The 19,877-nt window shown below is 42.1% G+C and carries 18 protein-coding genes; 13 read left to right on the top strand and 5 right to left on the bottom strand.

Annotated elements, in window-relative coordinates:
- Positions 1-19 precede the first annotated feature (19 nt).
- The 13 genes from PV783_RS13795 to PV783_RS13735 all read left to right on the top strand — a co-directional run bounded on the left by PV783_RS13795 (position 20) and on the right by PV783_RS13735 (position 14,376).
- On the top strand, positions 20-799 hold the full coding sequence (locus PV783_RS13795) for a phosphoadenosine phosphosulfate reductase family protein (RefSeq protein WP_420988403.1): 780 nt from the start codon (positions 20-22) through the stop codon (positions 797-799).
- Positions 800-852: 53 nt separating this feature from the next.
- Positions 853-2,235 (top strand): hypothetical protein, encoded by a 1,383-nt coding sequence (locus PV783_RS13790; RefSeq protein ID WP_420988402.1) that lies wholly within the window; start codon positions 853-855, stop codon positions 2,233-2,235.
- Between the two features lie 63 nt (positions 2,236-2,298).
- Positions 2,299-3,672 carry a hypothetical protein gene (locus tag PV783_RS13785; protein WP_420988401.1) on the top strand — a complete coding sequence of 458 codons (1,374 nt, stop codon included), beginning with the start codon at positions 2,299-2,301 and terminating at the stop codon, positions 3,670-3,672.
- 18 nt (positions 3,673-3,690) lie between these two features.
- Positions 3,691-5,049, top strand: coding sequence for a hypothetical protein (locus PV783_RS13780; RefSeq protein WP_420988400.1), 1,359 nt, complete (start codon positions 3,691-3,693; stop codon positions 5,047-5,049).
- A gap of 104 nt (positions 5,050-5,153) precedes the next feature.
- Positions 5,154-6,563 carry a hypothetical protein gene (locus PV783_RS13775; RefSeq protein ID WP_420988399.1) on the top strand — a complete coding sequence of 470 codons (1,410 nt, stop codon included), beginning with the start codon at positions 5,154-5,156 and terminating at the stop codon, positions 6,561-6,563.
- A 25-nt stretch (positions 6,564-6,588) separates the two neighbouring features.
- Positions 6,589-7,953, top strand: coding sequence for a hypothetical protein (locus PV783_RS13770; protein WP_420988398.1), 1,365 nt, complete (start codon positions 6,589-6,591; stop codon positions 7,951-7,953).
- A gap of 76 nt (positions 7,954-8,029) precedes the next feature.
- On the top strand, positions 8,030-9,373 hold the full coding sequence (locus PV783_RS13765) for a hypothetical protein (protein WP_420988397.1): 1,344 nt from the start codon (positions 8,030-8,032) through the stop codon (positions 9,371-9,373).
- A gap of 82 nt (positions 9,374-9,455) precedes the next feature.
- Positions 9,456-10,475 carry a hypothetical protein gene (locus PV783_RS13760; RefSeq protein WP_420988396.1) on the top strand — a complete coding sequence of 340 codons (1,020 nt, stop codon included), beginning with the start codon at positions 9,456-9,458 and terminating at the stop codon, positions 10,473-10,475.
- 27 nt (positions 10,476-10,502) lie between these two features.
- On the top strand, positions 10,503-11,543 hold the full coding sequence (locus tag PV783_RS13755; protein ID WP_420988395.1) for a bifunctional DNA primase/polymerase: 1,041 nt from the start codon (positions 10,503-10,505) through the stop codon (positions 11,541-11,543).
- A 19-nt stretch (positions 11,544-11,562) separates the two neighbouring features.
- On the top strand, positions 11,563-12,396 hold the full coding sequence (locus tag PV783_RS13750) for a DNA adenine methylase (protein WP_420988394.1): 834 nt from the start codon (positions 11,563-11,565) through the stop codon (positions 12,394-12,396).
- 63 nt (positions 12,397-12,459) lie between these two features.
- Complete coding sequence (locus tag PV783_RS13745) at positions 12,460-13,014, top strand: hypothetical protein (protein WP_420988393.1); 555 nt, start codon at positions 12,460-12,462, stop codon at positions 13,012-13,014.
- 563 nt (positions 13,015-13,577) lie between these two features.
- On the top strand, positions 13,578-13,967 hold the full coding sequence (locus tag PV783_RS13740; protein WP_420988392.1) for a hypothetical protein: 390 nt from the start codon (positions 13,578-13,580) through the stop codon (positions 13,965-13,967).
- Between the two features lie 34 nt (positions 13,968-14,001).
- On the top strand, positions 14,002-14,376 hold the full coding sequence (locus PV783_RS13735; RefSeq protein WP_420988391.1) for a hypothetical protein: 375 nt from the start codon (positions 14,002-14,004) through the stop codon (positions 14,374-14,376).
- Positions 14,377-14,529: 153 nt separating this feature from the next.
- On the opposite strand, the gene PV783_RS13730 is transcribed toward PV783_RS13735, so the two are convergent.
- The 5 genes from PV783_RS13730 to PV783_RS13710 form a co-directional block, all read right to left on the bottom strand.
- Positions 14,530-15,048, bottom strand: coding sequence for a hypothetical protein (locus tag PV783_RS13730; RefSeq protein ID WP_420988390.1), 519 nt, complete (start codon positions 15,046-15,048; stop codon positions 14,530-14,532).
- A gap of 21 nt (positions 15,049-15,069) precedes the next feature.
- A complete protein-coding gene (locus PV783_RS13725) occupies positions 15,070-15,666 on the bottom strand; it encodes a hypothetical protein (RefSeq protein WP_420988389.1) in 597 nt (198 codons plus the stop codon).
- 75 nt (positions 15,667-15,741) lie between these two features.
- Positions 15,742-16,971: a hypothetical protein gene (locus tag PV783_RS13720; RefSeq protein WP_420988388.1), complete on the bottom strand. Its 1,230-nt coding sequence runs from the start codon at positions 16,969-16,971 to the stop codon at positions 15,742-15,744.
- A 178-nt stretch (positions 16,972-17,149) separates the two neighbouring features.
- Entirely contained in the window at positions 17,150-18,445 is a 1,296-nt protein-coding gene (locus PV783_RS13715) for a hypothetical protein (protein ID WP_420988387.1), read from the bottom strand.
- 130 nt (positions 18,446-18,575) lie between these two features.
- Positions 18,576-19,847, bottom strand: a complete 1,272-nt coding sequence (locus tag PV783_RS13710) for a hypothetical protein (protein ID WP_420988386.1) — start codon at positions 19,845-19,847, stop codon at positions 18,576-18,578.
- Positions 19,848-19,877 lie beyond the last annotated feature (30 nt).

Raw genomic sequence — 19,877 nt, 5'->3', positions numbered from 1 at the left:
ATAGTGCAAATGATTTGTGATGAGACAGATGGAGACAACCATGATCAGCTTTAGCGGAGGCCGCACATCAGCCTATATGACCGCAAAACTGATAGAACAGATACCACCAGAAAAAAGAGTGGTATGTTTTGCCAACACCGGTAAAGAAGAAGAGGCCACTTTAAAGTTCGTTCATCAATGTGACGAGCTTTGGAATGGCATCATTCACTGGATCGAATATGATCCTATTACCAAATTCAGGATAGTGGACTATCATACCGCCAGCCGTAAAGGAGAGCCCTATCAGACTATCATCGAAAAGAGGCGATATCTTCCCAATGTAGTGGCCCGCTACTGCACACAGGACCTTAAAATCCGTCCTATCAAGTGGTTCATGAAATCACTGGGACACCGAAACTGGATTAACGCAGTTGGTATCCGCCATGATGAGCCTCAAAGATGGGCGAAGACGAAAAATATTGCTTCCAGAGAATGCTTTGACACCTGGCTGCCACTGGTGGACTGGAAAGTAGATAAACCAGCCGTACTTGAATATTGGAGGCAGATGCCTTTTAACCTTCAGCTATTAGAACATGAAGGTAACTGTGACCTATGCTTTCTAAAAGGCAAGAATAAGATTAAACAAATCATTGAACAATATCCACAAAAGGCCACCTGGTGGATCGATCAGGAAAAGGCAATAGGCGCCACGTTCCACAAAGGGTATTCTTACCAACAACTATTTGACCTGATGGCCAGGGCCCCTACCCTTTTTGATCATATTGACCCGGATTTTCCTTGTTTCTGCAACATTGATTAGGAAAAACTACCCTAAAAATCCCCATTTTTTCCATTGACATGAAAATTATGAAAATGAGTCCATCAAAATATTATCTGTCCATTTTTGCTTCAGCACCTTTTAATCAGGAAAAGGACTTTATGCTCAAAAAACACTACTGTAGTACTTTTGAGCAAGGCCTTGCCATTTTATTGAATTTAAATATAGAAATATTTTGCACCTATACCAAAGGTAACGGCCCTCAGCAAATTATTGGCGCGATGCTCAAAAACGACAATATGGAAACCCTGGCAAGCCTTGAGAGAGTAGATTTAGGAAAAGAAATGGTACGAACTTATGAGCCAGGAATATATCTGCAATGTTCTATTAAAGAAGTTGAGAAATTAGAGGAGCACGTAAGAGAAAAACTTTCCCTTCTAAAGCATTATAAATCCGATACCCTGGCCTATAGAATTGCAACATATGAACTAGCCCCTGAGTTTAATCTAAAGGTCGATAAAGGGATAATAGATTTACGCGCTGCCCTTGACAAAATTACCCAGGCCACAAATAATTATCATTTCGTTACCAGAATGCCACCCTCTGATGCCTCCCATGAAATAATTGAACATAGATACTATTCGAATTTAAATGAGGCCATCACCGGACTTACTTCTGTTGATCTGTTACAAATGGATAAAACCTCTGCCCGACAAGCAGAACATTACGCCTATACCGACAAGGCATTAATCCTGGATCATAGGGCCTCACCCGTGGTCGAACTAATCAACAGCAAGAGCCGGCAATTTGAAATAAAATGGCCACTGCAAGGTATTTACATAAAATTCTATTCCGATCCATACAAAATGCTGCAAGCATCCGGTCTTACCATTAAATCATTTCCCGGCTCCATCCAGGATGAAAAAACAGGGATTAACTATGTACTTGCTGCCACCATTGATAAAGCAAGATATGAAATGGAGGTTTTACCCAGTTGGATAATATTGAAGGAATTCTATGGGGGTAAGATAATACCTGGGCTGGAAAACAAATTTTTTCAGGTGTATTTGATCCAAAATACTACTGGGAAAGATCAAATAGCCTCAATAAAATATGAAGGGAATCTGCAAAATGCCATCGATAGCCTAAATATGATAGGCCGCACCGTTTCCCAGAAAGGACCGCAGTTTTCTGCAATACTACAATCAAAAGAGGACAAAACTGAAATCGCTGCCGTAGTATGGCAAAAGGGCGCCAGGTCTGAGGAGGATGACATGGTAATAAGAATTAACCCGGGAGGCCTTTCGCCTGAAATACTTCAAAATATTTTACTTCCCCGGCTACAGTACAATAGCGCGAAAACCTTGCATCTTCACATTGCTTCCCAAAAAAGTAATGTCCCCGTAGCACGCAAAACATCACGAAAAGTAAAATCGCGAACAGATAAATCAACAGGAAGGAAAACTAAAAAAAAGTAATTCACCAGGTAACAAATATTGTTAAATGGATAACAAACGCTGTCCTTCTAAATTATCAAAAATATGAACCAGAGCCAGTTTCATCTTCACCTACTGGGAACAGAAAGCACCGAAAACGGTGCTATTCAGTCATTTGGTGAAAAAAGATATTTTGCTGCTCTTGGCGACGCCCTTCAATGGATGCTACAATTTCATCTGCCCAGATTTGGTAATGTTGAAAGGGAAAATTCCAGTCAGTTACTCTCAAAAGTTGATCTGGTTAATCCCGAACAGCAGATCATCTTTAGCCTTCATCAAAGCAGCTTCGATGAAAGTCTTAAAAATGGTCTCCACCCTGGAATTTATCTGTTTATCAGTCCATCGGCGCCGCTGGACCTGGTAAAGTCCAGGTATGGTATCGATTTCACGATGCTCAAACCAGGGCTTGACCAGGAAAGAATGCTCCAAATAATTAGGTACAAATATGACCACCAGCCATCACGACACCTACATCCTCAAATCGGAAGTTTCCTTTATAACCTGACTGCGCAGGTTAATAGGGAAAAGCCGGAATATTCTCTTCATATCACCGAAAACAATATGGTTACAGGATTTAAATATGACCGGGTTTTCCATGACAGAACATTGGCATCTGCCATAGCTGATTTGACCTCCATCAGCCTTGATGCCACCGACCCGGCATATATGAAAGATCGCGGAAATGAATCCTACTTTTCCAGCGCATTTATAAAAAACGGGAGAGGTGGCCATATTATTGAACTAAAGAACAGTCATGTTGCTGACTCACTTGTCCTTCCCTACCCCGGTATCTATCTTCGTCTGGGTGAAAGGCCATCAGGTATTGAAAAACCTTCCGGGGCAAATCTTTCCTTTTTATTCCACCATATGGATCCCAGTGGTCGGTACTATCTACTCGCTGCCCGATATAATAGAACCTGTACCGGCCTAGTAACCGAGCCCGCCTACCAACATTTGCGGGAAAACCTGGCTTCCCACCGGCAGAATGAAATAATGGATAATCCATTCGAATTGCAATTTCAGTTTTCATCAGGCGAAAACAAAACTATGATGGAAAGCTCATTCTTTGATACCCTGCAAGGCGCCATGGACAGGATAATGGATCAAAATTCGCAATCTTCCCAAAAAGATAATCTGCAAAAAATAGCCCTTTTTGACAGGCAGGGGCAAAAAACTGAACTGCTTTCCGCTTATCTGGAATCAATGCCACAGCAAGGACAACGACGTTTTTTTCTAAAGGTCAATTTTGAAAATATCACCCGGGAAAACATCCGGATAATAGGACCCATAATAAATGGCAGGCATCATAAGGGACCTATCTATCAAATTGATCATCCTGCGAAGGAAAAAAGAAAAACCAACAGGAATAAAAACCTAACCATGCCGAGACACGAGGAAACAAAAAAAAATCATTTGTAATAGTTTATTACTTCTTATATGCAAAACTTGGAATTTACACTGGAATCTAAAGGAAGCATTGGAAAAGGTTGGTCCGTTCAATTTACTGAAATGGACCATTTCAATTCCCTTGCCGACGCCAGCCGCGGCCTGATAAAAATCGCTATTGACACTTTTGGTAAAAGCCGAACAAAAGGCATCACACGAACAGAGCAAGCATTCATCCGTAATGCCAGCGGACAGGTATTAATGGAATTGAAAGAAGCAGTCCCCATCCTGAAGGAAACGACCAAAACTGCAGGTATCTACCTTCATGCCCGCCCGGCCACCATCAATAATATTGACTCCGGCTTGGCTAAAAGCATATTCGGACCTTTCCACGAACTGGAGCAGTATCCACATATCAAAATTGTCGATTATTCCTTCGACCGAAAATTTAAGATAACGCCAACCAGCGAAGGCATCCAAATAACTAGCAGAATCGATATGCTATCTTCTCTTTCCTGGAACTTCAGAGTTCATACCTGCCAGCAGAGCAAGGAAGCAGACAAAATCGCCTATGATAATTTGCATACATCCACCTTGAAGGAAGCTTTATCCGGGTTAAATAGTACAATACTGCTGGAAGAAGATGTAAAGATTTCAAAGGATAAAATGTATCAATCTTCAACAACAATAGTTTATAATGCCAATGGGACGACCATGGCTTATTTCACCGATGGGCTGCACCTGCGACAGACCCGTGGAATGAGTGAACTGGGATATTTCCTTTATGTCCCTGCGGGAATAGATCAGATTGAAAAAGAAACAGGCGTTATTTTTTCGGGACTGCAAGTATTTTTGCCGGAAAAGTCCCTTGCCAAAATTGCAACCTACAATCCTGACAGCCAAACTTATCATCTGCTGGATTGCTATAAACAAATTATCCAGGAATTGAAAAACCCCGTTGTTGCAGACCGCGGATATACCCTCCAACTAGAATATAAGTCAAAGAACCCTTCCATTTATTTGAATGGCCAGATAACCGGGGTCACGCTTGCAGACGCAGATTTTCAAAATGCTTTCTTAAAGCTCGGTGAGCTCCCCCCAGCCTTGTATGAAAGCCAGATTGAAAAAGCAAGCATTATTGACAACCTGAATGGGAAAGAGGTACTTTCCCGTTTCTGGCACCCAACAGATACAGTGCTCAATGCTGGGATATATACCCGGCTAAACCCAGAGAACATCGGCCTTGATACCCTCCATGAATTAAAAGACAAACTACAACTGACTGCCGGAGGCAATGCAGGGTATTTTCTGATGTGTAATGAAAAAAGACCCGCTGAAATCCCTTACCGAAAGATGCCAGATAGAACAAGACAGCCGGATAACCCGGCAGTTAAAAAGAATCATTTGTAACACTTGACCATCGGCGAAACACCTCGTGCTCCGCAATATGACATAAGGAAGCAAGAAAATAAGTCGCGTTTAATTCATTCAAACACCAAATTAAAAGCTTACACATGAATAACTGGAATTTTTCAATAGTCATGGTAGGAGAACGCATGGAAAATCAGCCGTTCCCGGTGGAAGAAATACATTACTTCCACAGTATTCAACAGGCAATGGTGGCAATGCTTTCACCCTCCATTCTGGAAAGATTTGGAGAGTATGGAAAGGCAACAGATGAAGATGCCATCCTCAACGGAGTGGTGTTAATCGACGAAAGCGGAAAAGTTCCGCCAATTTATTTAAAGGAAATCCCCCTTGCCCAGGCAATTAAGGACAGCACAACTGCAGGCATATATCTGACATGTGACTGGCCAGGGGATATAAATTTGAATAAAACAAGCAACGTCGTAGAACAATATACCGGCATATCCCTTAAACATTTTGAGAACTATCAGGAGGGAGAAAATAATCTCAGACTTGTATCATATCATTACAATCAACTCCTTACAAAAAAATACGACGACGGCTTCTTAAGATTTAATCAAACACTTGATAGTATAGATCCAAAAGATCAGAATCCATTGTACTATGTAAGGGCTAACTACTTGGACATAGCCGAAACACAATTATTCATAGAGCGGTATTATTTCCCTTCATTTACACAAGCATTTTCTAAACTTATATCCTTTGATCTTTCAATATTTGATTATAACTCTGATGAAGCCAAAAATGATGATCGGTACCTGCTGGCTGCTGACATTTTCAATGTACACAACAAAAAGCAAATTGGTTACTTTATTGCCGACCCCTACGATGAATTTAATAATATTGACACTGAGTATATTTATCTTCAGACAGAAAACACACAGGAGACTATCAGAACTTTATGCCTGCCAAAGTTTATGGAGCTGCCATTAAACACTTTTCCGGATGGCCAGACCTTAATAACGGTAGGACAATACTCTGAAGGCCATAATACGATATATCCCTTAAAGGGGTTTTCTGAGCTGCGCGATCAACTACATATTCCTGAGACCGGAGAAAAAGCGGGTTACCAGATTATAGTCACTGAATTGATAAAAAATCTCAACGCCGGTGCGGAAACAGAGAAGACGGAAACATTTGACCGGCCCACTTTCCAGTCAGCATTTGAGCATCTTTACCAGCTCGATAAAGATCAGTTCTTAAATGGGGAAATTAAACAAGCCACAATTATTGATGCAAACGGGCAAAACATAGCCACAAAATTTTCCTTTACAGGCGCCCCCGAGCTTCCTCCAGGTGTTTATATCAGGATAGACCCGATGGCCCTCACATCCGAGGTAAGCAAGGCCATGGCACCCTATCTCAGCCCATTACCCGAAGCCAGCAATGCCCATATACTCATTTGCCGCCAGAAGGAAGACAAGCCAATTGAAAAAAAACATGCGGCAACTTACTTAAAAACAGAAACTGAAACCGGCAGAAAAAAAAGCATGTAGTTTTTACTCTTAAAGGAATCTATCAATGGATCAGCATAAATTTTCAGTAGAAGTTAAAGGAACTGATTTTGATCGCTTCCTACCAAATATATCGTTTGGTGAAACGCACCATTTTAACAGTTTAGCAGAAGCGTTTTTATTTATGCTCCAAAGTGGGCCTTTTCGTCATTGCCCATACGGGAACAAGAAAACAGATCCACCTGAGAAAATTTCTAGTACCAGGTTATTAGGTCCGGATTACAATACCCTGATGGAACTAAAACATGTCAGCCTCCAACCTATCGTTCCTCAAAAAGTTTCTGCCGGAATGTATCTAAGGATCTATCCCACTGCAGAACTTATTGCCGAACAAAGGGCTGGAAAAATATTTCTGCCAATACTCACTACTCACATGCGTGAACCCATCAATATTGCTGTCCTTGCCTATCTCAATGATGACAATCCCCAGGTAAAAACCACACTACTTTATCGTTCACTGATAGCTGGTCAGCAAAAGCTACCAGGAGTCGAATCCGCATTTTACCAGGTGATCCATAAACAAAATGTATTTAGCAATTATCTGTCCATAGACATTTACTCCTATCCGACCCTTAAGCCCGCCCTGGCAGATCTCATTGCTCTGGACCTAAATCATACCGATCTGGCAATAGTCAAAAAATATTCAGGAATTGACCATTGCCCATACGCTGCAATTATTGATCGAAACCAAGCGGCTGTGGTATCTTTTGTCAACACGAAAATTCAAAAAGAAAATGCGCCCCTGGCGCAAGGTGTATACCTGAGAATGGAAAAATCTGCAAAAGATCTGCAAGCATTTGATGAAACCGACATTTCACCAATGGAGGCCTTCCCTGGTCCGGAAGGCGCCATCTACTTAAAAGCAGGTGCCTACAACATCTTGCAAAACGATATTGTCCCTAAAATGGAATTTCAGCAACTCAGAAAACAGCTTAGTGCTTATGCCACCAGAAAGCAAGTTCATATGTCCTTTGAAATCAGGTTTGGGCTCCTTGACCAATTAAAGGGCGCAAATTATGGCTCCTGGTACATCGATGATCCCAAAATGGCCGTGCAGACTTTTTTGCATGTGGGCAATTTAGGATTCTCAGAATGTTCACTATCCAAAATCATCCTTTCAGATGTACTTACCGGTAAGCCCCTTGCCCAAAAGTACTTTTTAAACAGGGAATTAACTGGCAGTCCTGGCGTCTATTTTCAAACCTTCCCCTTAAATATGCCAATGGATATACTCGGTCATTTTGCAAAAATGACTGCCAGAGACCCATCAAATACAGAACAGCAAAAGGTTGAATTAAGGGCTGCTGTCAGGTCGAAAGGAAGCTTTAAAAGCCCCCGCACGGATGGATTAGGACAAAAGCAAAAAAAATGACTCCATCAACAATTTGTATACCTAAACTAATATAGCGATGAAACAATGGGATTATACCTTACACCTGGAAGGAGAAATGGGTATCGGGCGCAGAACCGGATACGCTGAAACCAGGCATTTTGATACCCTGCAGGCTGGCCTTGCCGGGATGCTGGAACAACAACAAACCCTCAGGTTCGGAAGCTATCCACCTGCCCAGCAAGATCTGCCAAAATTTAAAAGGATCGTGTTGACAGATAACAATGCGCCCGGGGAGGCCTTTTACCTGCTGGAAATTCCTCCCAGGCCGGGAAATGGGCTGGGCCTGCCCCCAGGGATGTATCTGGGATATGCAGACAAAAGCATGGAAAAATTACAGGAGAAAATACAGTTAGATATCTCCGCATTTAAGTCTTTTGCCCCACAAACAAATTTTTTGCAGATTGCCGGTTATGATTATAAAGACGGGCTAAATATCCGTATTGATCCGCAACTGGAAAAACTCCATGACAGGCTCACCGACTTCGGCCAGCATCAACGCTATCAATTGCAATTAAACAAAATAAATCCTCAGACCGATAGCATCATCAAATACCAATACCCCTTTGCTGAGTTAAAGGATGCATTTGCCGAGTTGTTACAGCTCGATATCGCCGCATTTGCTCCTAAGGCTACCGTCTCCCAGCCCGGAGCCGAACTATTAACCTATGCGGCCATCCATGACCTGAACGGTGACAAAATGCTGGGAATGGTACATGCAGATCACCGTGCCCCCGGAAGCTGGATAGATCCTAAAGGTGTGTATCTGGAATTTAATATCTCACCTGTCGTCTTTGAAATTAGGTCAGGTGTGAAACTGGGACAGTTGACCGAAGGAGACCAGCAGCAACCATATATGATGCTGGCTGGCTATAACCATGACCTATCGAAATTATCCGTCTTATCAAAATATAATGAATTAAAAGAAGCGATTAGTTCCCCTCAAAATGAACAACAGACGGGGTATTCCCTGCACATGGTATATAACAGCAAACGGCAGACAAGCGAATTGTCAACCGATAAGCCTACACCTGTATTTAATTTTGACGACTTGCATTCCGCAATGGACCGGTTTTTCGGTATCGACAAATCGCAATTTGAGAAAAATAGTCTCAGGCACGCCATTGTGACCGATAACAATGCTAAACGGGAAATCGCCACCAAAACCATCTATTATCCCAATAAAATTTTGGACGGTGTGCTTAAAATTGACATAAACCCCGCCGCCATGAATATGGAGGTAATCAGCTCTATTGCACCCCGAATTGCACTGCTTAAGGAGTCCAACCTTCAAAACATTCTTTCCTGCTATCAGCATGACAGAGGTGCCGTGCTGGACAGAAAGCAATATCAGACCGCAAAAGAAGTGGCGATGCCGTCACGGGAAAAAAGAGCCATTTAATCCTACCTGCCAGGCAAGACCGCCGTGAAAGCACAGAAGGCTACGCGCCCGCTGGTACTAAGAACTAATCAAACTCATTAATATGACTTACTTATCTCACCAAGTAAAAATGGCCGGCCATTATGGTGGCTTTGATAATACCATGTATGCCGAACAAACCTATTTTAATAGCCTGGAACAAGCCCTTTATTACATCCTGCAGGAGGCGTGCCTTACCCGGCTAGCCTATGGCGCTGGCCAGGATCCTGATACACCCATCCTCGACCAGATTTCCGTCAACGGTTCCAAGCAAGAAAATCCTCTTATCTTCCTTGAGAGTAAGGTGCCACTGACCGGTAAAATGCCGGAAGAAACTCCTGGCATCTATATTAAAACAACCCTTGGCAGTATCCAGGACCTGGGAGCATCATTAGACCTGGATTTTACGGCATTTAAAAGTTACAATCCCAAAAAATCCTCTTTGTTGATTGCCCGGTATAACTCCTCTCAAATACCAGATACGGTATTTGATCCGGCACTTAATGGGCTCAATTCTCTCTTACATCAAAAAATACATGGCCATTTTGAGCCTGGATTTAAACTAAGCATGAGAGAATCCAACCTGGATGAAAGCTGTATTTTTTTAAGAAATTATTTCTATCCTGATCTGGCAGCCTCCCTGGGCCATTTATTAAAAGAAAACATATTGGCGATGGATTATGACATCGCATTAAATAACCAGAATAGCAGATGGCTCATTGATGCCAATATTTCGGGTAGCAATAACGACCTGCTACTGCGATTAATTCATGTTGATAAACCGGGCGACAAGCAGTCAAATCAGTTGCCTGGCATTTATCTATATACAACCATGACTGCACAGGAGTTTGAAGGTTTAACAGCAGTCCCCATGCCTGAGTCCTTCCAGGAACTAGAAGGGTATAAATGGGTTAAAGTAGGATTTTACAACAGTTCCTTTACCACCATGCATATTCAGGAGCCTTTCAAAGGCGCATTTGACCATCATCCAAACCTTCAGAAAGGTAGCCAGAATCCATCCCGAAAACATAACCAAAAGACGCGGCAAAACCCGGGACCTTCAGACAACTCTATCCAGATGTAAACCGCCCCCCTGTAGCATCCCAACAACGTGAAAGAGAAAAAATGTGCAGTTATGGAAAGTTTGTTTAAAACAGCATGTAACTATCTAAGGCTGGGGCTATCGGTCATCGCCGTAGATCAAAATAAAGCCGCCGTATTGCCATGGCAGCAGTTCCAGCATAGGCTACCTACCCAGGCAGAGATCTTCAAAATGTGCAATTATAAAGGAGCATCAGGCCTGGCTCTCGTATGCGGACAGGTCAGCGATGGCCTGGAAGTAATAGATATTGACCTTAAATATGACCTCTCCGGCAATTTGTTTCAGCGGCTGACGGAAAATATCTCCTCGCAGAACCCAGGCCTTATGGAAAGACTATTGATCAGTCAGAGCAGGTCAAAGGGAATTCATTTGATTTACCGCTGTAATCGGCCTGGCCCAGGCAGACACCTTGCCAGAAGGCCAACCACCCCAAAGGAGCTGAAGGATAAACCAAAGGAGAAAGCAAAAGTGCTCATAGAAACCCTGGGAGAAGGATGTATAGTGGTAATCCCCCCAACAAAAGGTTATAGCCTGCTGCAGGGTGATTACCTGCATCTACCAATACTTAGTCCACAGGATGCTAACTTGCTTTACCATTGTTCTGAGGCATTTAACCTTTATTCACCAACCAGGACCCCCTCCCCCCAGGTCCAGGTAAACTATGACCCCGGGGACCTTAGCAATCCATTTGCCGACTTTAATTTCCGAGGGGATATAATCGGGCTGCTGCAAAGCCATGGATGGAGAAAACTAGCTGAAAAAGACAATAAAACCACCTTTTTAAGACCAGGGGATACCGATAAATCTATCTCCGGCAGCTATCATCATATAAAAGGTGTTTTTTTTACATTTTCAACTAGCACAGAATTCGAAAATAAAAAAGGCTACCGGCCCTCCACCGTTTTTACCATTCTGGAATGTGATGGTAACCGCTCGCTGGCAAGAAGCAAATTGCTGAACCTGGGATTTGGTAAGCTAACCCAGAAGAACCTTCTCCGTGCCCGCCAGTTCACATTGCCAGCGGAAAGGACCCGGCACCAGAAAAAATAGAAAGAAAGTAATTGTGCAAATGAACCAGAAGAAAATGAAACCACCTTTCTCTTTTTACGGGGGCAAGCAAAGGCTTGCCCCCATCATCAACACTTATATTCCTCCCCATTACCTTTATGGGGAGCTCTTCGCCGGCAGTGCCGCCCTGTTCTTTTTAAAGCATCCCTCACCCGTAGAAGTGCTAAATGATACCAACGGCCTGCTGATCAACTTTTTTAAAGTGGTAACAACCCGGTTTGAAGACCTTAGAACAGAAGTTATCCAAACACTTAGCAGCAGACGTACTTACGATCAGGCAGTGGTGATCTGTAAGTTTCCGGAACTTTTCGATCCGGTAAAGCAGGCCTGGGCCATCTGGCTACTATGTAACCAGGGCTTTGCAGGCAAACCCGGCGCCGGTTGGGGATTTGACAGGACAAACAACGCCAGCACAAGCCGGGCATTTCATGCCAGAACAGATTTTGTTTACAATATTGCCAAAAGGCTGGAAAAAACACAACTTGAAAACGCCGACGCATTGTATATACTCAAAGCTAGAGATAGCGCCGGATCATTCTTCTACCTGGACCCGCCCTATATCAATACCGCTCAGGGACCTTATAGCGGCTACCGGAATATAGATTATCAACAGCTCCTAAATTGTCTTGCCACCATAAAAGGGAAGTTTCTGCTTTCCTCCTTTCCCACAGATCTGCTATCGACCTATTGCCGCGAACAGGGATGGCACCAAAAGGTAATTGAGATAAACGGGGACGTTTCCAGAAAGAGCGGCCGGCTAAAGTCCAAAAGCGAAGTAATCACCACCAACTATCCGCTAATCCAAAACAGTTCACCGTCACTATTCCTCCATTAATTATCGACGATTTCTATAACAAGACAAGCATAAACATTTATTCATCATTCAAACATCATTACAATGGAAAACAATAATAACGAAGCGCAATCTCCCTCCGGGCAATCCTTACCCGTTCATTCAGAATTGGAAGAGGCACAAAAAAAGCTCTTACAAAGGGAACAGAATCACCAAAGAATGAAACAAGCCAATAAACTAATCAAAATAAATGGCCCTGAGCTAATAGAGGAATTAAAAAAGTTGGGAATCAGAGATGATAAGATCGCCAGAATATTAAATCCCCGATACAGCTATGAAAGGAAAGGGTTCCCGTCATACGAACTAACCAACAACGGATCTGAGATCAGACGCCTCACCGCCAGGGTAGAAACCCTAAAGCTAAAAGCCGAAAAATCCCAAACCCAAGATGGAAAGACGGAAGAAATCAATGGGGTGATAATCACCCATAATTATACAGAAGACAGAATTCAGCTTGATTTTGGTAAAAAGCCGGAGAGAGGAATTCTGATCGAGCTACATCGAAGAGGGTTCCACTGTACACATGAAAAAATATGGCAGCGAAAAATAACCGACAGCGCACAATACGATGCCAGACACATTGCCGGCATGAAAAAATAGGCGGCTGCTTTATTATTCACTTATCTCCTACTTTATCAATTGGAACAAATGATTTTAAATAAAGATGATCTATCGGCAAATTTAATATCCCATCTGCAAAACCTGGGTTTTCAACACCTGGAAATGCTAGGAATAACAGAAAAGAAATCAACCAGGAAAATCCATTTCTTTAAACAGCAGTCCGAAAGGATCTATTTTGATTATACGGTTAGCTGCCGCCAGGATGAAAAAAGATGCTTTTACATCACAAAAGTAAAAGTCAGGTACGGGTACTGCCTGCCAGATGCTAACGATCTGGTAATAGACCTGACATTTAAGGCTCGTAGCAGCAAACTTCCAACAGTGCGACAGATAGAAGCCTTCTTTACCTACCAGGTCCGGTTCAGAAGGCCTAAACAGAAATATCTTTTCCCCATTTCTCTGGAAGGCAGGTATATACCGCCATAACATGACCCATTACCTTCATAATATATTCCTCCACTTTTTCAGCAAGGTCACTGCCAGACATCCCGATTAGTATCCCCAATAACCATATCAAATTTCCAAAGAAAAATGTAGCTATTATGAACAACAACCTAAAGCAGGAAAATCCACCACTGCCCGAACATTTTACGTTTTACGAAGATCCAGGTCACGGATCGCTTAAAATGCCGTATTCAGCCCTTAAGCAGCTAGGTATTGAGGACAAAATTTCGGGATTTTCATACCAAAAGGAAGAATATGTATTTCTGGAAGAAGACATGGATGCGGGGACTTTTGTCAAAAGCTACCTCAAGGCCATCGGCAAAGCCGAAAATGATTATAAGTACTTCCATAGTTTGACAGACACTGACTATTCAGATCGCTCGTTTGTCCCTAATCTCCCGTCATATTTCCCCCCGGAAAAACAGCCCAAAAGGCGAGAGCACAATATGAAAACAGACGGCCCTCAAGGAAAAGGTAAAGGTATTTAGGAAAATAATTTAACAAATCTATCAAACTAAAAACATGAAAGGATTTAAAAGTGTCACTGATATCCAGAGAGCAAAACTATTATTTGAATGGTTTCCCAGCCAGATGACAGAATTTATCGCATTCGAAACAGAAATTGCTCAGTTAACTATCCAGGAAAGGGAGAAAATTAAAAATTCTAACGCAGAAAATCAGTTATTTCCCACCGTCACCTGGATAAGGCTGGCGGAAAACACACTTTCGAGAATAAAACAGCATGAAGGTAAAATTTCGTCCAGCCCGACCATTTTCAGTGAACAACTCTTCGAAGGTGATAACGGTTTTTTTTCAAAATATTGCCTGCAGCAATTTACGTCCTCCAAAATAAAGGATGAAAAGTTAAGAGAAGCAGTAAAACTTTTCTTCTACTAAATCGCCCCCTTTATTACAGCGAGAGCACAAAGGGGGCAGCGTAGCATTATTAAGACAAATATCGAGCATACCATAAAAATAGCCGGGTGTCGTTTAATACCAACAAAACGGCATCCGGCAAAAAACAGAATTATCTCTTACCGAGATACAAACTCACAAAACTACTGGCACATAATTGGCCACACCAGAAAAAATATCGAAAAAAAACCCGAGAACTCTTTCTCGTGCCACACTATCATTCCTTTTAAAATTACTCAATGATGGGTAAAGACTGAAGGGCTCGCGCTCCTCAATTTGAAACGTGTAATAATATTCAAAAACGGCATAATGCATGGGGTTGTAAGGTCTTATCAGATCAGCTTCAGTTCTTTCACCATAACAAAACGGAATGATTTTATCCAATATTTCTATCTGGGCCGGAAGTAGTTGGTAATTGGAATATCTATCAATAAAAGATGTGGTTTGCAAACGCATTTGCCGCGGTGATAATAGATAGGTTCCACGCACTATACCACCGATGTAAATGATGAATGAGTGAACCGTTAATGCCATAGGGGTTGAATGGCCATTAAATTTTTGGCAAGCCAGCAGGTAATTTTTACCAAAATTGTTTTGGACAAAATTGAAAATTCTCCATGTAATTTTTATGCGCTCCTGGTACGAAGTATTCATGAGTATGAGGTTTATGGGTTTTTACTTAATAGGTATTTCTGTCCGAATATAAACTAAGGTGCCCCCATTGATCCGCTCACATTTGAGCTTACCTTCCCTGGTTAATGTTTTAAACCAATAGCAAATCCGGCTGGAATGCCGTCGCTTCTTTTCAACATGTCCTAATTCTGCCTCCAGCACTTTTCTGATCGCATTTACGGTAATTTTCTCACCTTCCCCCATGGAAGAAATGTAAACGCTAAAGTATTCTCGCATCTGTTTACTGGCCACACCCATAAAAACCTGGTCCTTCCCCTCCTTGCTGTCCACGGCCACCGCCGCAAATCGCTTACCCAACCCCCAAAATCTAATTCCGGAAGGCGACTTTTTCCGGGAAGCTACCCCCCACTTTACCAATCTTGCCATTTCGTCCATGAAAAGATTCCTGTAAACAGAATTAACGAGGAAATCATCCATTTCATAAAGGTTTAGCTCAACCAACAGGTTTTTAAAAACGATTTCCTCCGTACCCGTCGTACATCTAATCATTAGGGCTTCCTTCAGTACCTGCCGACTGCTCCTATAAAGCTTAGATCGCTTCGGGTCTTTTTCTAATTCAGAAATTGAAAACCACGGCATAAGTCTTAAGTATTTAAGCCGGTCATCAACTCACCAAACACTGTATACAGAACCGAATGGGCATTGACCGGCCGTTTAAAAAATCCTGTTGAAATGATAAAGTATTCCCAGTCCCAGGCAACGTTGACGCAGCGTATAGTGGGTTTGATTAACATAGTCAAACATATACTTATAATATCCGCTAACCTCCACCTTTCCATAGTCCAGAAAGAGGCTGGACCTCAGGCCGCCAGAAACCAAAGTATTTGCGACAATTATATAATCCTTTTTTTGTTCCACAGTTAAGTTCTTGTATTCATCAAGCACACTTTTGGAGGTAAGACAAATCTCCCAGGAAATATCCATTCCCATCCAAAAAGACATGGAAGGCGATATCTTCAATAACTTGTACAGCCCTCCAAGATTAAAAGTGATTAGGGTTTGTTTAAAAGAAAGTCTCGTGGAATCATTATACCTTCTTATTTGAGGCGTTCCGTTGGCCTTTTGAGAAAAGCTATAACAGGATACAGAGAATCTGCCGATTAAATTTTGAACATACCACGGGTCTATCCAACTAATGCCCGCCTGCATAAAAGGGGAAGCAGGTTTCTTAAAATTAAGTTGCCCCATCTCATCACCATTACCTTCCATTTTTATAATAGATAATGTGCTTCCAGCACCGGCAAAGAAAGATCGCTTAAAATATTTCGCTCTGGTTAACTTTTGGTAAGTAGTATCCGAGACATCGAGATTGTTGAGTGTATTAACAAGGTTTATGAGACTTTTACGGCTATATCTGGCCTTTGTAATGTTGTCAATAAAAAAAAGGCACCGATCTAAAGATAGTTCATCGAACCTTTTTAAGAACCACCGGTACAGTTGACATTTATACTCAAAGTCTGATTGCTCGTCCCAACAGGAAAGTTTTACTCGCCGGGAAATGAGCTCTTCAGCGCAGTCGGAATCCTGCGATCCTTGCAGGTAAAAGTGTTCTTCTATCTTATCTTTATAACTAAATAAGGAAAGCTTATTGTCAACAACAATTTCCGTGTAAAGAGTATCTTTTCCACTAACAAGCCTACGATATGTTACTCCTTCTGCAAACACCTGAGAGGAAGAATGGATATCAAGCGTATCTGTTTTACCTGATAAACCCACTTGCCTGAAGAAAAATTGTTGAGGGGTATGCCCCCAGTCTCTTGCTCCTACTTTTCCATATTTTACTTCATTTCTCTGGTCTACAATCCTGCCATCTTTATACCACACTTGAGCAGATAACGATAGGCAAAGACCGGTGACAGAAATGAACAAAAGAAGATGTTTCATAGTCCCATATAATTGATGAATTCTGTATTTTTCATTCAGTCCCCCGGTATGTCAATATACCAGATCTACAGCCCAGCCCAGCCCACCGGCGCCGGCCGAATAACAATACGACAAGGGTATTATTAGGCTAACAATAGCGGTTGGGTCTAATAATGGAGATTTCATAATCTTAAGACTATTATATATATTTTTTATATAGCCTGTAAAAAAAGGTGATGCCTGCCGAGTACCTTCTTAGTTCATAGTTGTCATCGCCATGTGCTGAACAATTGCCCAGAAACTGGATAAAAGTGGCTATCTCAGTTTTTTTATACTTTAAACCTACAACACCCCTAATGACAAAATTTCCCAATACAATATGAGCCCCCTTTGTATCATCGGGTTTTGCCACACCATTTTCAACCCACAATTGATCAAGAGCGGTTCCATAGGACCCGCAGTAAGCTATCTCAGGCCCGAAGGATATAACGGTTCCATTACTTCTTCGACCTTGAAGCAGCACGCCCACTGATGGAGTAAGGCTGATCAAACGGTATCCATAGTTTCTAAGTGAATGCTGCTCATCAATTGGCCCAGTGAAGGAATTATAACTATAATCTGCCGTTAACCCAAGTCGAAAACCTACATTAGATTGCGGATCATCCCCCCGTAACATATAAGCTATACCCAAGGATGGGCCGAAGGCCGGTTGGAACTTGAGAGAATGCTTAATGGGGAAAAATTCATAGGATAATTGATTAACCGTTACTCCCCCACTTGCATAAATAGAAAAGCAATTTGTTGATTTGGAGGAGGGAGCAATATAAAATGGTTTATCGCTGGAATTAATATATGCTACAACGTTTACAAGAGCCTGCTCAGTAAATGCTAATTTTTCAATTGTATCCCTGTACGCTGGAAACCTTGCGGGTGCTACCTCCAAAAGAATTCTACGAAGAACCATCCAATAACTCTGAGGGACCCTAATGTGCTTAACACCCAATGAAGCAAGCTCCTCAAGCTCCTCCACTTTATATATTTTTTCCAATGCATAATCCCCGAGTTCATATATATAGCCCCTTTTGTTGTCTTCAACAAAATATCGCTCATTCCCATTCAAGGAATATAGACTAAGTAGTTCTCCATGAACCAATACCTTTAAAAAACAACTAATTTGAAGGTAACTGATCTGCACGTTAGCGTCATTCTCCCTATGCTCAACTCTACATAAATTTGGTTTTTTAGACATATAAAGTTCCCCACCGCTGATCGAAAAACCGGTTATTTGCCTACAGGTGTATATTACCGGCTTATCACCAGGCATTACCTTGAATCGGACTATCGTCGGGTCTAACACGCCTTCCGGGAAAAATAAATACCCCCGTATAGTGTCTTTTCCTTTAATAATGTAGCCAGCCTGATAATCACTTTGGGACAAGCCCTTTAGGGAAATTGGAATAATGAAAGCCAAGAGTAAGATAGTTTTTAGGTTCATTTTTATAGAGTTATTTATAATTGATGGGCACATGCTTGTATCAAAAGATTAATCCAGGATTGCAACAGGCCAAAATAGCATCTCTTTTGCCGATGGTATATTTTCGCTTTTCATAAGCTCAGCTTTCACTCTATTTGATTCGGTATATAAAATTCAGCCCTACACGGTGAGAATGCATCTGAAAACCGTCAAATAATTCGTCCGCCTGTTTGTAAAATGTCCAGAAACAGCCTATACCAATTTTTCTATGCTGCACTATCAACTGGGTAGAAAGGGCAAAGGTTCCCCTCTGAATATTCTTGTTCTGCCCGCCTTCATAGCTGCTAACTCCACTTTCTATCTTTTCCATCCTACCCGATTTAATGAATGATCGCTCGTATGCAATTTCCACCCCGGGGAGCAACTCCCAATCTGGCCGCTGCCTATAAGGGACGAGTAGACCTAAACGCCCACTAATTATCGTATACGTGAAGTCATAGTTTTTCAGCGTTAGCGTAGGACCAATATTTCCTGAATAAGACAGAGAAGAAAAACTAATCCCAGCCCCTACCTTGCCAACGACAGGCCACCCGGCAAGACCATTCCCTATTTCTACCGTTGCATCCAGGCACGGATTAAAAACAGGTCTATACTTTATTACTGAAGTGGTAGAAAGCCAAAGGGTTGACCAGTTACTTTGCAAGCCAGCCCCGATATAAAAGGAGAATAAGCCAGGTTTAACACCGGCAACGGCGCAGCTATTATAGCGCGTATGCGCTGGGGTGTTAAGATGGGCAATAACCCATCTTAAACTATCTTCCAGAAAAGGTACATGTTCAACATTGTGGCGAAAGCTATCAAAAGGGCTAACATACTCCATGAGCAGCTCCCTATACCCTCTTTTCTCCCCATTCGTCGCCAGATCAGAGGCAGGATCTAATGCCGTGCTACCATAGGAGCCAAATACATCCTGGGAGTGGGGAGCAGTTAGCTCCCGTAATAAGCCGGGGGATCTCCAATCGGAAATGAAAAATCGTTGGCTCTCTTTAAGGGAAAAAAAGTTCAACATATCCCCTCTTATGAGGACCTTTAAAAATACGGTTATCGTGCTTCCTTGGGCTGGCGGTGAAGAATTATCCTCGCAAAATCCTCCTTCCTCCACAGCTACCGCCTTCCTTATGTAGGTATCTCCATTTACCAGTCCGAATCCCAATATATCGGATAAAGAAACTGACCTTGGCTTATCAGCCATTGTAACCTTAAACCTTAGGCCACCTATATTGGGTCCTTGAGGATCAAACCAGACCAGCCCTCTAATAGTGTCTGAACAACTAGAAATAAGATAGCCTGGACGATAACTTGTCTGGGCAAAAATGGGATAGAATAGAATTGTCATAGTAAGCAGGGATAAAAAGGACTTCATTTTGAAACGGTTTGGACAAAAATGTATGGT

Source organism: Chitinophaga sp. CC14 (assembly GCF_048957795.1).
GTDB classification, from domain to species: domain Bacteria; phylum Bacteroidota; class Bacteroidia; order Chitinophagales; family Chitinophagaceae; genus Chitinophaga; species Chitinophaga ginsengisegetis.
This window is presented reverse-complemented; position numbering and strand designations above follow the sequence as displayed.

Bases quoted from the DNA above. Each gene is read 5' to 3' on its own strand.
- PV783_RS13740 (WP_420988392.1), top strand. From the start codon at position 13,578: ATGAACAACAACCTAAAGCAGGAAAATCCACCACTGCCCGAACATTTT.
- PV783_RS13720 (WP_420988388.1), bottom strand. From the start codon at position 16,971: ATGAAACATCTTCTTTTGTTCATTTCTGTCACCGGTCTTTGCCTATCG.
- PV783_RS13760 (WP_420988396.1), top strand. From the start codon at position 9,456: ATGACTTACTTATCTCACCAAGTAAAAATGGCCGGCCATTATGGTGGC.
- PV783_RS13730 (WP_420988390.1), bottom strand. From the start codon at position 15,048: ATGAATACTTCGTACCAGGAGCGCATAAAAATTACATGGAGAATTTTC.
- PV783_RS13770 (WP_420988398.1), top strand. From the start codon at position 6,589: ATGGATCAGCATAAATTTTCAGTAGAAGTTAAAGGAACTGATTTTGAT.
- PV783_RS13780 (WP_420988400.1), top strand. From the start codon at position 3,691: ATGCAAAACTTGGAATTTACACTGGAATCTAAAGGAAGCATTGGAAAA.
- PV783_RS13785 (WP_420988401.1), top strand. From the start codon at position 2,299: ATGAACCAGAGCCAGTTTCATCTTCACCTACTGGGAACAGAAAGCACC.
- PV783_RS13790 (WP_420988402.1), top strand. From the start codon at position 853: ATGAGTCCATCAAAATATTATCTGTCCATTTTTGCTTCAGCACCTTTT.
- PV783_RS13725 (WP_420988389.1), bottom strand. From the start codon at position 15,666: ATGCCGTGGTTTTCAATTTCTGAATTAGAAAAAGACCCGAAGCGATCT.
- PV783_RS13795 (WP_420988403.1), top strand. From the start codon at position 20: ATGAGACAGATGGAGACAACCATGATCAGCTTTAGCGGAGGCCGCACA.
- PV783_RS13750 (WP_420988394.1), top strand. From the start codon at position 11,563: ATGAACCAGAAGAAAATGAAACCACCTTTCTCTTTTTACGGGGGCAAG.
- PV783_RS13745 (WP_420988393.1), top strand. From the start codon at position 12,460: ATGGAAAACAATAATAACGAAGCGCAATCTCCCTCCGGGCAATCCTTA.
- PV783_RS13735 (WP_420988391.1), top strand. From the start codon at position 14,002: ATGAAAGGATTTAAAAGTGTCACTGATATCCAGAGAGCAAAACTATTA.
- PV783_RS13715 (WP_420988387.1), bottom strand. From the start codon at position 18,445: ATGAACCTAAAAACTATCTTACTCTTGGCTTTCATTATTCCAATTTCC.
- PV783_RS13775 (WP_420988399.1), top strand. From the start codon at position 5,154: ATGAATAACTGGAATTTTTCAATAGTCATGGTAGGAGAACGCATGGAA.
- PV783_RS13765 (WP_420988397.1), top strand. From the start codon at position 8,030: ATGGGTATCGGGCGCAGAACCGGATACGCTGAAACCAGGCATTTTGAT.
- PV783_RS13710 (WP_420988386.1), bottom strand. From the start codon at position 19,847: ATGAAGTCCTTTTTATCCCTGCTTACTATGACAATTCTATTCTATCCC.